Raw genomic sequence first — 15000 nt, forward strand, 5'->3', positions numbered from 1 at the left:
GCACGCACACCTGCCGCCGACCTCCGCCGCGCACAGCACGAGTCCGCAGTCGAGGCAGTGGCCACCGGCCTGATCCACGTGGACCGTGGTCAACTGCGGCTGCCTCGTTGCATCAGCGAGATCACCGTGGCCATCGATGTGGTCGGCCGTCTACTGCGCAGCGGCCTGATCGTGGTGCTGACCGGCAACCAGGACCTCGTTGATCACGTCGTCGCTGGGTGGAACCGGACGCACCCCGATGCGGCCTACCTGGTGACCGGCCGCCGATCGGGCAACCTTCCTCGCTCGGTGCTGTACGCCTCCAGTCCGGATGTCATCGCCGCGTGGGCAGCTGCGGACACGGCGGGGCTACGGGTGCTCGTGAGCCAGCACCGACATGCCGACCTTGTCGGGGAAGGCTTGTTGAAGGCCGGCGGGTGGGCCGACCTGGTGATTGTTCACGACGCACAGCACACCGCAGGACCTGCCAAGCGTCGCGCGGCCGTACACGACGACAGGATGCTGCCTGCAGCTGCCCGCCTCTACACCACAGCCAGTCCCCGCGTCTTTCGCAGAGCTGAGGTCCCGTCCACCGACCCGGACGGGGTCGCGCTGAGCATGGACGAAGAAGCGGTGTTCGGATCGGTCCTGCACGAGTACTCAGCCGAGCAGGCGCTGACCGACGGCGTCGCGGCCGCCTTCCGCCTTCGGATCACCCGCTCAGCAGGGGAACCGGTTAGCGGTCGAGTCTTCTGCGTCCACCGGTCTCGGCGCACCATCAAGGTCAGCCTCGCCGCGGCGATGACCGCCGCGGCAGCGACCGGTGAGGCACTGATGCCTGGCGGCAGCGCACTGGCTGGTGACGAGCTGTCGTGCCGCAGCGACTGCACCGACGGGGTCACGGTCACGGTCGCCCTCCCTGTGGTGTCCGATCCGGACAGTGCCATCACGATCACGATCGCATCCGGGTGGGTGTCCGCGGTGATTGAGGACGACTGGGTGGATGCCCTGCGGACGCACGCTGGTGTGGGGCACGTCCTGCGTGCCCTGCGCGAATGGGACCCCGCGTTCGGCCATGCGCTTGACGCGGCCCGCTCCCACGGGGCCGACCACCATAAAGTGCTGTTGCACTGGATCGACATCGAGCCGCCCACACCCGGCTCAGGCGTCGAGGATGTGCTGGCCGCCCTGGCGGCGGCCGGAGCCGACGACTGGTGGGTCGGGTACGGCCACCTCGCCGCCCACCACGCCCGAACCGGCACCGCGATCGTCCCGATCAAACACGAAGTCGATGGCTATCCGCTGGGGTCGTGGCTCGTGACCACCCGCACCACGTACGCGCACGAGGGGCTGCCTCTGGCCCGATACAACGCGTTCCGCGCGTTGGGGGCAACGACTGGCACTCAGCATGACCTTGAGCGGCAACGCCGGTGGGAGCGGCACATCGCCACCGCCACCGCGTTCCACGCACGGTACGGCCATCTCGATGTCGACCTGCCCAGCACCGAAGCCCCGAAGGAGTTTCGAGCCTGGGTGTCGAACGTCCGCCGTGGCCACTGGCCGGTGACCGATGCTGAGCGCGCCAGGCTTGATGCACTGGGAATGCTGTGGGACTCACCGCTGCTGCTCCGCCGCAAGGCCGTCGCGGCCGCCTTCGCCGACTACGGTGCTCGCCACGGCAACCTGCACATCCCCGACGGCTGCGTGGTGCAAGTCCGCGGCGAGCACACCCGGCTGGCGCCCTGGGTGAACGTGTTCCGGGACGAACACCGCCTGGACACGCTCGACCCGGACGTGCGACGCGTCCTGCAGGAGGCGGGTTTCGTCTTCGACCCAGACGAGGCATGGTGGCAGGACCTGATCACCACAGCCCGTCGGCATCACGAACTCCACGGCGATCTCGATGTCGCCCCTGGCACCGTGCACACGGCGGCAGGGGAGTGCCTGTGCACGATCCTGCGAACCTGCCGGGTTCGCCTGTGGGGACGGTCGTTCGCCCCTGACCGGGCGGCCAGCCTTACCGCGCTGGATCCCTTGTGGGGCACCATACGCACCCAGTCGACTCGACCAGAACCCCGGCTGACGCACCCCACCGGCAAGCCCGTGAGCGCGCAACCAGTGCCCCGACCACAACAGGTGTCCACAGGAAATGCGACGGTGCGGACCGGTCTGCCGGCCGGACGTGACACCGGGCCGCGGTTCACCGACTGGGATGTGGTGTTCGCGGTCGTCAAGCAGTTCCATGGCCAGCACGGCCACCTCGACGTCCCCGACGATCTGCGCGCAGTGCCGCCGGGGGGCGGTCCAGGCACGCTAGTTCGCCCCTGGCTGAACAACCAACGGCCTCGCCTAGAAGCGGGCCGGACTACCAATGAACAGAAGAACAGGCTGGACTCGGTCGGGTTCATCTGGAATGCCGAAGAGGCGGAATGGATGGCGAAGTACCGGCTTGCTAGCCGGTTTCACCAGGAGCACGGCCACCTCGCCGTCACCAAACCGCACACCCGTAAGAACCACGAATGGACACCGTTGCTCACCTGGCTGCGCGCCCAGGTCAGGCTGCGGGCCGCGCGGCGCCTCACCGACACGCGCGTCGAATTGCTCAACCGCCTCGGTATGCCGTGGGTTGAGCGCCCCGGCCGCGAACACCACTGGGACCACCTGCTACAGCAGGTCGACACCTACCGCCGCACCCACGGACACACCCACATGTACGCACACCTGGCCCGGATCACAGACGACGTGGAGCGTGCGGAACTGAAGAAGGTCGCAGCCTGGCTCAACGATCAACTCGTCTATGCCCGACGCGGAACACTCCGGAAAGATCGACGAGCAAAATTGACCGCCATCGGGATCGATGTCCCCGAACCATACCTCGCCCACGCTCAAGTAGACGAACAGAAATGACGAGCTGGCTGCCTGTTCACGCACAGAGGCATACACGAAGGGGCTCTACCTGTGCCCACATCGCACACCGCGTCCGCTCCGACAAGCCGGACCGACCTCTCCTACGGACCCGAGCATGGAGTTGATGATCAAACCTGCTCGCACTGAGCGAATCCTCGCTGCGCGCCGCACGCTGGCGACGCTGCCGGCCGAGCGGTACGAGGCCGGCGTCACGCTCCAGTACATCGCTCACCAGATCAGGCGTTCGACAGGACTTGTAGCCCAGTACGTCACATGGACCACGACACGTTCCGACGAATACCGGTGGCGCGGACATCGCTACCCGAAGTGATTACCGACGCGAAGATCTGACCCGTATGCACCAGGTCAGGTGAGTGAGGAGACACTCAAAGTTGCTTAAGTCTCGTTTTGTACTCGGTTCGCTAGAGGAGACGGAGCTCCGCGAGAGCTCTCGGACGGTCCGTTCCAACGCCGGGTCCCGCGATATTGCCTGCTCAGCAGGCATAGCTCATCGCATCGGTAACGGATGTGCCTGTTCGGATGATGGTGTTCCTGGGCGACGTAGGCAGAAGGCAGCCCTCAACGTGAGCTTGCCCATACGACGTTGGCTAGGTAGGCATGGAAGCCGAGTGGTGCGACTCGGGAGTGAACGCGGAGGGGTGGGGCCAATGCGACACTGGGGAAACTTGACCACCACATGTTGTCGCGATGCCACTGGGGTGCAGCGACATGGACGGTAACGCCGACTGGCTTCTCACGGATGCGGAGGTCAACGCCGCGCTCGGCGCCGAGGTGCGCGCAGCGCGTGAAGCTGCCGGACTCACGCGTCCGGACCTGGTAGATCAACTTCCTTTTGCCACAACCACGCAAACGCTGATGAACTGGGAAACCGGCAAACGAGCCATTTCTTACGCCAAATTGGTCGAAATAGGCCGGACGTTGCATCGAAGCGCACCTGATCTCCTCAGCGGCGCCGTGGAACGTATCGAGTCGATCCAGTCACTGGTGGTCGAGCTTGATCTCCGCCGACTGCGTGAGGACGCGAATCCGCGGTATGAGGTTCTACGCACGTGGGCGGAGAACAAGCTCTCGACCAAACAGAGTTCAGGTAGCGTGGTGCGGGTTCACCACTCGGTGATCAGGGAGTGGGCGGTTCTGCTCAGAGTGCAGCTCCCCGATCTAGTGCAACACCTGGAGAACACGGCGTCCTTTGCGCAGGTCAGTGGACGGGCATCCACTCCTGCCTAACGATGGTCGAGCTCGTGGAACTCAGCGCTACCACGAACACCTGGCGTGTTGACGCAATCTCGCTCACCGATGGCACGAAATTCACGTGCGCGGCGTTGCTCAACCGAGCGTCGGTGTGGTCGGCCGGGGCGGCACAGCCGCCCAGAGCGACACCGACTGCGGCGGCGGCGAGAACCGCCTTCGCGCGGGTTTTCACTTGGGGGTGAATCCTTTCGAGTGCATTGAGTCTCAACTCCCCCGGGCAGATCTGGCAGTGCAGCGCGTGCTGGGGTCGCCGGTCCGCGCAGGGCACCACTTTCATCCATCGCCGCCACCCTAGTCAACGATCTGGACACCTGTACGAGGGGATATGGACTACTCGCGAGGAGCCCTCGCGCTGGCCTGTAGGCGCTGGTCAACCTCGTGCACACTGTGGGCGGATGCGCCACAGGACAGCCGCCTCGAGAGTCGCGTTCACTCGATCGATGTCAAGTTCACCCGATTGAACGGCGCCGCATCCAGCAGGCATCGCATCCGGGGGTGCGCACGGTGTTGAGGTCCCTGGCATAGCCGGGACCGAACCTTTGCGCAGGTCCAAGCACATGGGCGATCTTGAATTCAACGCACCGTGAATAAGGTGAAGCGCCATGACCTCTGGTCGCTCGGCGTAGAACTCAGCCACCTGGCGTAAGCAGTGCTAAGGGGGGTACCGCAAGTAGCCTAGCGTTACCTCGTTGTCACCCCTGGCGACTATACAGAGATAGAAGCGTGGTGCGGACGGGGGCGGTCATGGATGGAGCAGAGAGAGGCAGGCTGGCACCAGAGGCAGGGCCTGCGAGGAATGTGCTTGCCGGGGCGGTCTCAGGTCAAGCGGTGCAAGCTGGGTCGATCGGCCAGGTGCATTTGCACCTGCCTGGGACACATCGACGAGACCGCCACGCTGAGGTACCTGAGCAACTCCCCATGAGGCCGCCACGTTTCGCTGGCCGAGAGCGTGAGTTGGCGACATTGCGGCAGTGGCATGGTGAACGGGCTGACAGGCCGATGGTTGTGGTTTTGAGCGGGACCGGGGGCGTCGGTAAGACAGCGCTCGCCATTCGTTGGTTGCACGAGATCAGCGAGGAGTTCCCTCATGGACGATTGTTCGTAGACCTCGGCGGCGACAGCGTGCCGGTTCCGCCAGGGCAAGCCTTGGCCTGGCTTCTGGAATCCCTGGGCGTGCCCGGCAAACAGATTCCCGCCGACACCGGGCAGCGCGCCGCGCTCTTCCGGTCAGTGACTGCCGATCGTCAGCTCGCGATCTTTCTTGACAACGCGGTATCCGCTGCACAGGTCCGCAGCCTGTTGCCTGCGGGGCCAGGCAACATCGTCATCGTGACAAGCCGCTCTCACCTGTCCGGCCTCGCCTTGGATGGCGCCCTGTTTCTTGAGATCGCCCCAATGTCAACGACGGAGGCGTTGGTGGTGCTGCGGGACATGGTCGGCACGGCCAGGGTTTCTGCTGAGCGCGATGCCGCCCATCGACTCGTGGACTTGTGCGGTGGACTTCCGTTGGTGGTGTCCATTGTGGGCGCGAGGCTCGCATCGCGTCCTCACAGACGTATAGCTGATGAAGCCGCAACGCTTGTCGACAGGACAAGAGTCCTGACGTTGAACGTCGCTGGAGGCGAGAAGTCTGTTGGCGCGATACTGGCCGCCGCCTACGCCGGGCTTGCCGAACGGACGCGGCTGCTCTATCGGGTAGGCGCAGTCCACCCCGGCAGGGAGTTCGGAGCCCCGGTGTTGGCTGCGACGCTCGGCTGGGACGAGACGCGGACGAGTGATGCGCTCGCCGAACTCGCGGATCTGAACCTGGTGATAGAGGTCGACGACCAGCGCTACTCCTACCACGACTTGGTGCGCGTGCACGCCCGCCATCACGCCGATATGCAGACCGTAGGGCTGACATCAGTCGACGCGACGGTCCGGATGGTGAACTGGTATGTGACGCGTGCTGTGGCCGCAGACCTGGTCATCCATCCGCTACGTCCGCATGTCGGCCCGCTCTATGCAGCCGACCACCAACGTGACGCTGTGTTCTCCAATGAGCAGGATGCGATGTTCTGGCTGGAACGGGAACGTGCCAACTTGCGTGCTGTCGTGGATCACGCATGGGAACACGCGCTGTATGACCTCGCCTGGCAGATGTGTGAAGCGCTGTGGGGTCTGTTCCTGCGTACGCGGCGCTACAGCGACTGGATCGCAATGCAGACCATCGGTATTGCCAGTGCTGAGCGATGCGGCAATCAGCGTGCCGAAGCGCGATTGCGGTCCCAACTGGGCTTCGCCTACGCGAAACTGTCCCGGTACGACGAAGCTGTCGCCGAGAACATGCGCGCTCTGGAGCTCGCTGACGCCATCGGCGACAACCAGGGCCGGGCCACCGCTCTGTCCCAGCTCGGCAGGGCGGCACTGGGCACCCAACAGCTGCCTGATGCGCTCCGGTACTTCCAACAGGCGCGGGACGTTCATGAAGAACTGGGCAGACCACGAGGAGTCGCGCTCAACCGTCGACGCATCGGCAACGTCCTGACGAGGATGGGCGACCTGGACGCTGCCGTCGTCGAGTTGCGGGCATCGGCTGATGCGATGTCCTCGCTGGGTGACCAGCACCAGTACGTGCGGAGTCTCCAGTTTCTCGGTACGGCGCATCAACTTGCTGGCCGCCATGATCTCGCCGACGCGGCGGTGCAGGAGGCTTGGACCGTTGTTGCCGAGCTCGACTCGCCCTACTACCGTGCCGAGGTGTTAGCCCAGGTCGGTGAGATGGCAGAACAGCGTGGAGACCGCGCTATCGCGCGCGATGCCTACCGGAAGGCCGAAGAACTCTACGAGCTTGTGGAGGATCCACACGCCGACCTGATGCGGTCTCGTGCGGACTTACTCAGCGAAGCGTGCGCCCAGCAGCAGGGGTGAGGTGGCTCTCCGGTCGGGTCGCACCGCCGCCATGCGCGCCACGAGTTCTCGATAGTGCCCGAGCAGCATTGCCACCAACGCCGCCGGGCCCACGGTCACTTGCGTGTGGCCCAGGCGCTGCGCCTCCGCCGGCAGCCCTGTGGGCGCCGCGGTGAGGTAAAGGTTAATATGGAGCGAACCGGCCGATTTCCGCACGATCTCAGCAAGCAGGGCATGCGGTCCTGCGGTTCTCTCTGCACGCGTGGTCGGGCCGACAGAAGCGGTACACAATAGAATGTCCGCCATATCTCGCCACTGTGAGGGCGCAGTGTCGGCGTCGACGAGCAGTCCGTCGCCACATCCATGCGCGTCCCGCCACGTGAACTTGATGACGCCAGTCTCGAGAATCGCCGTGGTGAATACCGTCGTTGACATCCACCGTCACCGCCATTCACTCGGCCGAGGCAGCGGAACGGGTGCGGTGTGAGGCGGCCACGGTGGGAGATCGAGTTCGAGCAACCGGTACATGGCAGCGCGGAGCTCGTCCGCGGCGTACCCCATTCGGCTGGAAATCGCACTGCTCACCTCGGCGGCGCAGTGGACCGCATCGCGTAGCTGCGGCAGCAAGGGCTGACTGTGATCGAGGCGTGGCGCCCGACCTGCCAACGTGTCAGCGATGCTATTGGGCCGGAGAACATCGTGCGGAACAGCCGCCAGGCAGACAGGGCGGCCAATCGCCGCGGCGTAGGCGGTGGTCGAACCGTGATCGCCGACCACCACATCAGAGGCGATCATAACGGCGCGCCATCCCGCATCGGGTGGCACGAGCAGTAGTCCGGCACGTCTGGCGGGGGCTAGCCAGGACCTTACCTGCCATCTGCCGTGTGCGGCCCATACCGCAGGATGGATGACGGCGGCCACGCGATCGCCTGAGGGACCTACTGTCTCGCGCTGGGCGATCTCGTCGAGAAGCCGGGTATAGAGACCGGTGTGTGTCCCGAAGGTCGAGTCGGTGGACCAGGTTGAGCTAACGGTGACGAGCTGTTGACCGTCCTCGAGCCCGAGAGCCGCGCGGTACTGATCACGGAATCGGAGGCTCTGCATCATGCGGTCCAGGCAGATGTCTCCAGCGATGACGGCGACTGCCTCGGCCTCCGGGCATGTTTGGCGCAGGATGTCCAGTTCAGCGTGGTGGCTGAGAGCCAGCACGCTGGGGATGAGCCGCCCGCGGTAGGTGAGCAGGTCCCGGTCGAGTCCCGTGGTAGGCCTGACCGCTCCACCCTTCCGGCTCAAGGTTCGCGACCGCGCCGCGCCGGCACCGTGTGGCAGGACAAGCACCTTCCCGTGGACCTGGTCGATGTGGCGGTGGCTCGCCGTGAGAACGAGATCCCAGTCGTGGTGAACTGCCTGCTGCCACGGCATGGCGAGTATCCCGGACGCACGCACGAACTCCTCGAGGCCATGCCACGCTTGTCCCTCATGCGGAACGGTGACCACCACCTGGACTCGGCAGTCGGCCTCTAGGAGCGGGACAAGGTCGAGAAGCCGGGCTCCCGCAGCCATGGTCGGGACCATCAACAGAACCGTCCGACAACCCGCGCGAGTGACAATCGATGCCGCCCTGCGGCCAACAGGCCCCCGCACCCACAGCCCTCCGGTGTGTCCTGAGCCAATCATCGTCGCCTCCGTGTGTACCGGTGACTTGCAAATCAACTCCGCATCAGGGTCCTTCCCCGTGTAGAACCGGCAGACCGAGCGTCCGCCACCCGTTCGGCAAAGGCTTGTCAACTATTTGTCACGGCCGTGTCTGCAACCTGCTGCATGCAACAGCTAGGACGAATCTCGGGCATACAGAACCAACGTCTTCAAACTGGCCATGTATATATCGCAGATTGGCGCATCATGGGGTTTTCAGGGCAATGTCACCGCATCCTCGCACCGCTGTCATGTGGGTAACGAGTCAGCCACGAGATATCCTCAGCAGCCGCTTCTCCGTACTATCCGATGAGGGAGAAGCTCACACGCACCCCAAGTCGGGGGTGTCCAGCTGGGGGTGAAAGCTGGTGGACACATACTTCGGAATTCTGGGCTCCACCGAGATATTCGTGGAAGGTCACGCAGTCCACAGATGGGGCCGCCGCAGGGAGCGGACGGTTCTTGCGGCGATGCTCGCCCGCCCCAACACGCCGATCTCGAGCGGGGAACTCGCCGACTGGGTGTGGGATGAGGACGACCTGCCTCAACATCCTGGCGCGACACTGGCAACATACGTGTCACGGATCCGCGGAGCGCTCAACGGGCTCGCCGTCGACGCGGACCTGCAGGCCCACAACGGCTCCTACCGGCTCGTGGTCGACAAGGACGCGATCGATTACTACATGTTTCGCACGTTGATGAGCCAGGTTCGGGAACTCAGCCGACTCGGTGATCACCGAAAGGCCGCTGCCACGTGCGCAACAGCACTCGACCTGTGGCGCGGAGAGCCGCTAGCTGATGCTGCATCCGAACGTGCAAATGCATGGCGCATCAGCCTCGTGCACAATGACTGGCTTCCAGCGAATATTTTGTTGATCGAAAACCACCTCCGTGACCGTGAATTTGACCAAGCTCTGTCTCTTCTCGACAATCTTCGAGATAACCATCCCCAGGAGATGCGGCTGACCGCGCTGCGAATGTCAGCTCTTCATGGCCTGGGACGTGGCGACGAAGCAACCGATCTGTACCTCGGTACAGCACGCCGGCTTCGTGCCGACGGCGATGAACACGGGGCCTTGTTCCTCCGCCGGCACCAGGACACGCTCGCCGCGACACTGACGCCTCCGGCGGCAACAGGGACCTGGACCAACAGTGCCTCCACTCCACCGCGCCTGTTACCGCCCGCCATCGCTGGCTTCGCCGGCCGGGAGCGGCTTCTGGACGAACTCGACACCGCAGTGGACATGGCCACTACAGGTAATGACCACCCGATCCGCGGCATCGTCAGCATGGACGGCATGGCTGGTGTCGGCAAGACCGCGTTGGTCCTCCGCTGGGGTCACCGCGTCCGCGACCGATTCCCCGACGGCGCCCTCTACGTCAACCTCGATGGCTTCTCCAACCGGGACCCGGTCAGCCCAGCGACAGTGGTCGACGACTTCTTGATCGCACTCGACCGGCCGCCGCACGTCGACAGCAGCTTCCGGCACCGTCAAATGCAACTCAGCAAACTACTGGCCAACCGCCGAACTCTGGTGGTGTTGGACAACGCACGCAACACCAGCCAGGTGCAGGACCTTCTGCTCTCGTTCGCGGACTCGTTCGTAGTTGTGACAAGCCGCCAACAACTGACCAAACTTGCCACGATGACCGGTGCACGGCGTCTGCACGTCACGCCGATGGAGCCAACGGAATCGGCCGCACTCCTCGCGCACCATTTCGCACCCGACATGCTCGACGCACCCACCGCCCACCGCATGCACACCTTGAGTGCTGGCCTGCCGCTCGCCCTGCGGCTCCTCGCCGACCATCTCACGCGACACGCTGATCAGGACCCCGCCAGCGTTCTCGACCACATCAATCGGCACCGACTCATCACGAACATCGGAGAGACCGGCGACGGAGCAGACACCGCCGCAGCTCTGTTCCACCAGTCCTACCTAGCTCTTGCACCACCGGAACGACGGCTGTTCAGACTCCTCGCTCTCTGCCCTGGCCCCGATTTCCACGCCGCGACAACCTGTGCCTGCGACGGCCGCACTCCCGATGAAACCGAGCGTAGCCTCGGCATCCTCGTCGGTGCTCACCTGCTCGACGGGCCTGACCACAATGGTCGCTACCACTACCACGACCTACTAGCGGAGTTCGCCGCGCATCGAGTCGACACCGATGAGACCGAGATATCCCGCCGCGACACCGAACGACGAATCCTCACCTTCTACCTACGCACCGCGCTACACGCGGCTCAACTCCTCTACCCCAGCGTGCCCGCAGCGCCACCCCTCACCAACGAACCCGAACAGCCCGACAACATCCTCCCAGCACTACTCACTAACCGTGACCAGGCCCGGCAATGGTTCAACCTAGAACGCACCTCACTCGTTGCCGCAGTCACCATGGCCACCGAATACGACCACCACCCCATCGCCTGGCGCCTCGCTGACCCCATCGCCACTGACTTCGACCGCTGCGGCTATCTCCACGACAGCCGCACCGTCCGCGAACACGCCGTGACATCCGCGCGGCGCGACAACCACGCCCTCGCCGAAGCATCAACCCTCATCGGCCTCGGCATAAGCCACATGATCACAGCCGACCACCCCCAGGCTCGCGACAACTTCACCACCGCCCTACGACTGGTCGAACAGCACGATGACGACCGTGGCCAGGCAGCAGTCCTGCACCAACTCGGCCGCCTCGAGGCGCTGCAAGACAACAACAGCGCGGCACTGCGCCTATACCGGCGCAGCCTCGACATCGCCGTCCGCAACAAGGACGTCGAGATCCAGACGTGGACCGACTGCCGGATCGGGCACGTCCTTCGCATCCTCGACCAACCCGACACAGCAATGATCCACCTTCACCGGGCCGCCGCGCAGGCCGAATCCATCGACGACCGCTCCGCCCACGCCTGCAGCCTGGCGGGACTCGCTGGAATCTATCTCGACCGCGGCAACCCTGACACCGCCACCACCTACTGCACGCAAGCCCTCCAACTCGCCCAGTCCGTCCCCGACCTCGCCGTCACCGCAGCCATCCATCTCGACCTCGCCGACATCAGTCTCGCTACCCGCGACAACCCTCGGGCCATCACCCATATCGAGCACGCGCTGGAGATCTGCGAACGCACCCACAACACCACCACCGAAGCACGTGCGCACAGCACAATGGCAACCGCGCTCCACGCCGACGGCAGAATCGACCAAGCGATCCCCCACTGGCACACAGCGGCGGCCCTCTATCACCGCACGGGCAACAGGCACCGTGGCGACCAAACTCTGAATAAGGCCAACACTCACGCCTCTCAACACATCACCCTCCCGACGACGCGACCGCGCGAACACCTCGACACCACGACCATGGACAACGGTGGAGGTCAACCCCCAGACGTGATCGCGTCGAATGACGACCTAGCCCACCAACGAGACATCAGCCAGCCACACCCCGAGTCGTCCGAGATCTGAACTCGTCGCATCCTCGCTCCCGCTCACAGATGTGACTCGTCCTGCTGAGGTTGGGAGGCGCTCGGCGCCCGAGACGAAGTCGACGCGGACACCGTGTTCCGTCGCCGAACCGCTTCATCTCTCGTAGGCTGTGCCCTGGAAAGGATGATGCCGTGCCCGAACCGATCTTGGTGTCCATCGCCGCCGCGCTCGCAGCGAAGACGGCGACGTCACTCTACGAATTGGTGAAGGGGAAGTTCGCCAGCCGCGAGGAAGCGGCGGCTGCGCTCGAAGCCGCCGGCGGCGCGTCGCCGGGCTCCCCCGAGGTGGCGGACCTCGCCGCTCAACTCGAGATCGAGAAGACCAACGATCCTGAGTTCGGTGAGGAGCTGCGACACACGTGGCAGCAGACCACAGCAAGTCACGGTGGCGTGGTCAATCAGATCACCGGCAACGTGTCCGGCAAGGTCGTGCAGGCACGCGACATCGACGGCGATGTCAAGTTCTGAACGGTGTGGTGAGCATGGCAGTCGACGTACCAAGGGTGTTCGTCACGTACGCGCACGAGTCCGACGAACACAAGGAGCAGGTGCTCGCGTTTGCCACATTCCTCCGACAGGTCGGCATCGACGCCGTACTTGACCTGTGGTTCACAGACGCCAGGCAGGACTGGTACTCCTGGATCCTTAGAGGTCCTAACAAAGTCGTGTGACGTGTGGCCAGGTGATGATGCAGGTGGCGAGGCCGAGGAGGGCTTCGTGGATGTCGTCGCGGCGTTCCCAGCGGATGCGTAGTCGTTTCATGCCGTGGTACCAGGCGATGGTGCGCTCGACCACCCACCGGTGTTTGCCCAGGCCGGAGCCGTGGGGGTGGCCGCGGCGGGCGATGCGCGGGCGGATGCCTTTGGCGCGGACCTTCTTGCGGTACTTGTCGTGGTCGTAGGCGCGGTCGCCGTAGAGTTCGTCGGGTCGTCGGCGTGGTCGGCCACGCCGGCCTCGAACCGGTGGTATCGCGTCGATCAACGCTTCGAGTTCGGTGACGTCGTTGCGGTTGCCGCCGGTCAACGAGGCCGACAGCGGGATTCCGGCGCCCTCGGTCAGGACGTGGTGTTTCGAGCCCGGGCGGGCGCGGTCAACCGGGCTCGGACCGCTTTTGGGCCGCGTCTGGCGGCCCTCACGTGCGAGGAGTCGATGGCCGCCCGGGACCAGTTCAGCTTCCCGGCCCCGTGCAACTCGGCCAGCAACACCTCGTGCAATCGCTGCCAGACCCCGGCCCGGTTCCACTCCTCCAGACGCCGCCAGCAGGTCATACCCGACCCGAACCCCAACTCCTGGGGCAGGAACTCCCACTGGATCCCGGTATGCAGCACGAACAAGATTCCACACAACACCTGCCGATCCGGGATCCTCTTCCGCCCTGGATACCGCGGATTACGCGGCGCAGGCTTCGGCAGCAACGGTTCAATGCGCTGCCACAACCCGTCCGGCACGATCCACGGCGGCTGCTCACCACGCCTCACGACCGAACATCGTAGATCAACATCCACACGGGACGGAAGACGCCAAGATCAACTTTGTTAGGAACTCTTAGAGAGATGACCGACGCCGACTTTGTCCTCGTCGTGGCTTCCAAGCGGTATCGGGTCACCGGCGACGGCAACGGTTCGAACACCGAGAACCGCGGCGTCCAGTCCGAAGCCTCGCTCCTCCGGGAGCTCGTCTACACCGACCGGGCTGCATGGCTTCCCAAGGTCCTCCCCGTCTTACTGCCCGGCCACACCACCAACCACGTCCCTCTGTTCCTGCAGCCGCACACAGCGAGCCACTATCCCGTGACATCCTTCGACATGACCGGCGCCCACGAGCTACTCAGAGTGGTTCTCCGCCAGCCGAGCTATATCGCACCTGACGTCAACACCGAGCGCCCGCGGTTCCCGCCCCACGCCGACGGACCTAGCCACCAGACAACCGGTCAGGCAACAACATCACGAGACCGTGTGATCAACCAGGTCAACGGCACCGTCACCGGCACCGTCGTCCAGGCCGACACCATCAACGGCAACATCACGCTCTGAACAACCCGACCACAATGAGCCAACCGGGTGACAACCTCCACAACCGCCCATCGCGAGGTCGTTAGCCAAGCCCCTACCAACCCGACCACTCAACAGACGGGTCTGCTGCACCGATAGGTGACAGTTGTAGTCACGCGGCCTGGCTGGCCGGTGGGGTCATGATGGTCTCGTACTCGATTGGGGTCAATCGGGACAGGGGATCGTTGGCGTCGGCGGCGGTGGTAGGTCCGTTCGATCCGGGTCACGATCGCGGTTCTCAGGTGTTGGCGGGTGGGCCAGGTTCGGCGGTCGAGGACGTTGTTCTGCAGCAGGCCGAAGAAGGACTCCATGGCGGCGTTGTCGTCGGCGGCGCCGACTCTGCCCATCGATCCGACCAGGTGGTGCTGGTTCAGGGAGCGAACGAACTTTCTTGATCGAAATTGCGACCCGCGGTCGGGTGTGCAGAACGCAGCCTGCCACGTCACCGCGCCGGGCGACGGCGTTGCGCAGGGCGTTGACCGCCAGCCGCGATTTCATTCTCGAGTCGATGGAGTAGCCGACGATCCGCCTCGACCAGGCGTCCTTGATCGCGCACAGATAAAGCTTGCCCTCGCCGGTGCGATGTTCGGTGATATCGGCCAGCCACAACCGGTTCGGGCCATCGGCACTGAAAGTGCGGCGCACCAGATCGTCGTACACCGGCGGTCCGACTTTGCCGCCCTTGCCCCGACTGTCGGCGACGCGTGAAAACTGACCCCCTGC

Annotated in this window: 11 protein-coding genes and 1 pseudogene; 8 read left to right on the forward strand and 4 right to left on the reverse strand. The window is 64.6% G+C overall.

Annotation, left to right across the window (positions count from 1 at the left end):
- Positions 1-57: 57 nt before the first annotated feature.
- The 4 genes from ACFPCV_RS37420 to ACFPCV_RS37435 all read left to right on the forward strand — a co-directional run bounded on the left by ACFPCV_RS37420 (position 58) and on the right by ACFPCV_RS37435 (position 7068).
- Positions 58-2886: a helicase associated domain-containing protein gene (locus ACFPCV_RS37420; protein ID WP_378062141.1), complete on the forward strand. Its 2829-nt coding sequence runs from the start codon at positions 58-60 to the stop codon at positions 2884-2886.
- A 115-nt stretch (positions 2887-3001) separates the two neighbouring features.
- Positions 3002-3217 (forward strand): hypothetical protein, encoded by a 216-nt coding sequence (locus tag ACFPCV_RS37425; protein ID WP_378062143.1) that lies wholly within the window; start codon positions 3002-3004, stop codon positions 3215-3217.
- Positions 3218-3615: 398 nt separating this feature from the next.
- Complete coding sequence (locus tag ACFPCV_RS37430; protein WP_378062145.1) at positions 3616-4134, forward strand: hypothetical protein; 519 nt, start codon at positions 3616-3618, stop codon at positions 4132-4134.
- 1083 nt (positions 4135-5217) lie between these two features.
- Positions 5218-7068, forward strand: a complete 1851-nt coding sequence (locus tag ACFPCV_RS37435; protein ID WP_465251583.1) for a tetratricopeptide repeat protein — start codon at positions 5218-5220, stop codon at positions 7066-7068.
- On the opposite strand, the gene ACFPCV_RS37440 is transcribed toward ACFPCV_RS37435, so the two are convergent.
- Together ACFPCV_RS37440 and ACFPCV_RS37445 are read right to left on the reverse strand one after the other, a co-directional pair.
- Positions 7033-7482: a hypothetical protein gene (locus tag ACFPCV_RS37440; RefSeq protein ID WP_378062148.1), complete on the reverse strand. Its 450-nt coding sequence runs from the start codon at positions 7480-7482 to the stop codon at positions 7033-7035. The genes ACFPCV_RS37435 and ACFPCV_RS37440 overlap by 36 nt on opposite strands.
- A 6-nt stretch (positions 7483-7488) precedes the next feature.
- Complete coding sequence (locus ACFPCV_RS37445; RefSeq protein WP_378062150.1) at positions 7489-8610, reverse strand: hypothetical protein; 1122 nt, start codon at positions 8608-8610, stop codon at positions 7489-7491.
- Between the two features lie 500 nt (positions 8611-9110).
- On the opposite strand from ACFPCV_RS37445, the gene ACFPCV_RS37450 reads away from it, so the two are divergent.
- From ACFPCV_RS37450 to ACFPCV_RS37460, 3 genes are all read left to right on the forward strand, one after another.
- A complete protein-coding gene (locus tag ACFPCV_RS37450) occupies positions 9111-12206 on the forward strand; it encodes an AfsR/SARP family transcriptional regulator (RefSeq protein WP_378062151.1) in 3096 nt (1031 codons plus the stop codon).
- A gap of 152 nt (positions 12207-12358) precedes the next feature.
- Positions 12359-12694 carry a hypothetical protein gene (locus tag ACFPCV_RS37455; protein ID WP_378062153.1) on the forward strand — a complete coding sequence of 112 codons (336 nt, stop codon included), beginning with the start codon at positions 12359-12361 and terminating at the stop codon, positions 12692-12694.
- A 14-nt stretch (positions 12695-12708) separates the two neighbouring features.
- Positions 12709-12897 (forward strand): SEFIR domain-containing protein, encoded by a 189-nt coding sequence (locus ACFPCV_RS37460; protein ID WP_378062154.1) that lies wholly within the window; start codon positions 12709-12711, stop codon positions 12895-12897.
- On the opposite strand, the gene ACFPCV_RS37465 is transcribed toward ACFPCV_RS37460, so the two are convergent.
- Positions 12881-13677, reverse strand: a protein-coding gene (locus ACFPCV_RS37465) for an IS5 family transposase (protein ID WP_378062292.1) whose coding sequence is annotated in 2 segments (ribosomal slippage) — positions 12881-13341 and positions 13341-13677 — 798 coding nt in all. Because the reading frame shifts where the segments join, the coding sequence is not laid out codon by codon here. The genes ACFPCV_RS37460 and ACFPCV_RS37465 overlap by 17 nt on opposite strands.
- A 102-nt stretch (positions 13678-13779) precedes the next feature.
- On the opposite strand from ACFPCV_RS37465, the gene ACFPCV_RS37470 reads away from it, so the two are divergent.
- Entirely contained in the window at positions 13780-14259 is a 480-nt protein-coding gene (locus ACFPCV_RS37470; RefSeq protein WP_378062156.1) for a hypothetical protein, read from the forward strand.
- A gap of 130 nt (positions 14260-14389) precedes the next feature.
- Here the strand turns inward: ACFPCV_RS37470 and ACFPCV_RS37475 are convergent.
- Positions 14390-14985, reverse strand: a pseudogene (locus ACFPCV_RS37475) (IS3 family transposase); the annotation flags it as partial.
- Between the last annotated feature and the right edge of the window lie 15 nt (positions 14986-15000).

This window comes from Actinophytocola glycyrrhizae, assembly GCF_042653545.1.
In the GTDB taxonomy this organism is placed as follows: Bacteria; Actinomycetota; Actinomycetes; order Mycobacteriales; family Pseudonocardiaceae; genus Actinophytocola; species Actinophytocola glycyrrhizae.

Coding starts and splice junctions, on each gene's coding strand:
- ACFPCV_RS37425 (WP_378062143.1), top strand. CDS start 3,002: ATGGAGTTGATGATCAAACCTGCTCGCACTGAGCGAATCCTCGCTGCG.
- ACFPCV_RS37430 (WP_378062145.1), top strand. CDS start 3,616: ATGGACGGTAACGCCGACTGGCTTCTCACGGATGCGGAGGTCAACGCC.
- ACFPCV_RS37440 (WP_378062148.1), bottom strand. CDS start 7,482: ATGTCAACGACGGTATTCACCACGGCGATTCTCGAGACTGGCGTCATC.
- ACFPCV_RS37445 (WP_378062150.1), bottom strand. CDS start 8,610: ATGGCTGCGGGAGCCCGGCTTCTCGACCTTGTCCCGCTCCTAGAGGCC.
- ACFPCV_RS37460 (WP_378062154.1), top strand. CDS start 12,709: ATGGCAGTCGACGTACCAAGGGTGTTCGTCACGTACGCGCACGAGTCC.
- ACFPCV_RS37470 (WP_378062156.1), top strand. CDS start 13,780: ATGACCGACGCCGACTTTGTCCTCGTCGTGGCTTCCAAGCGGTATCGG.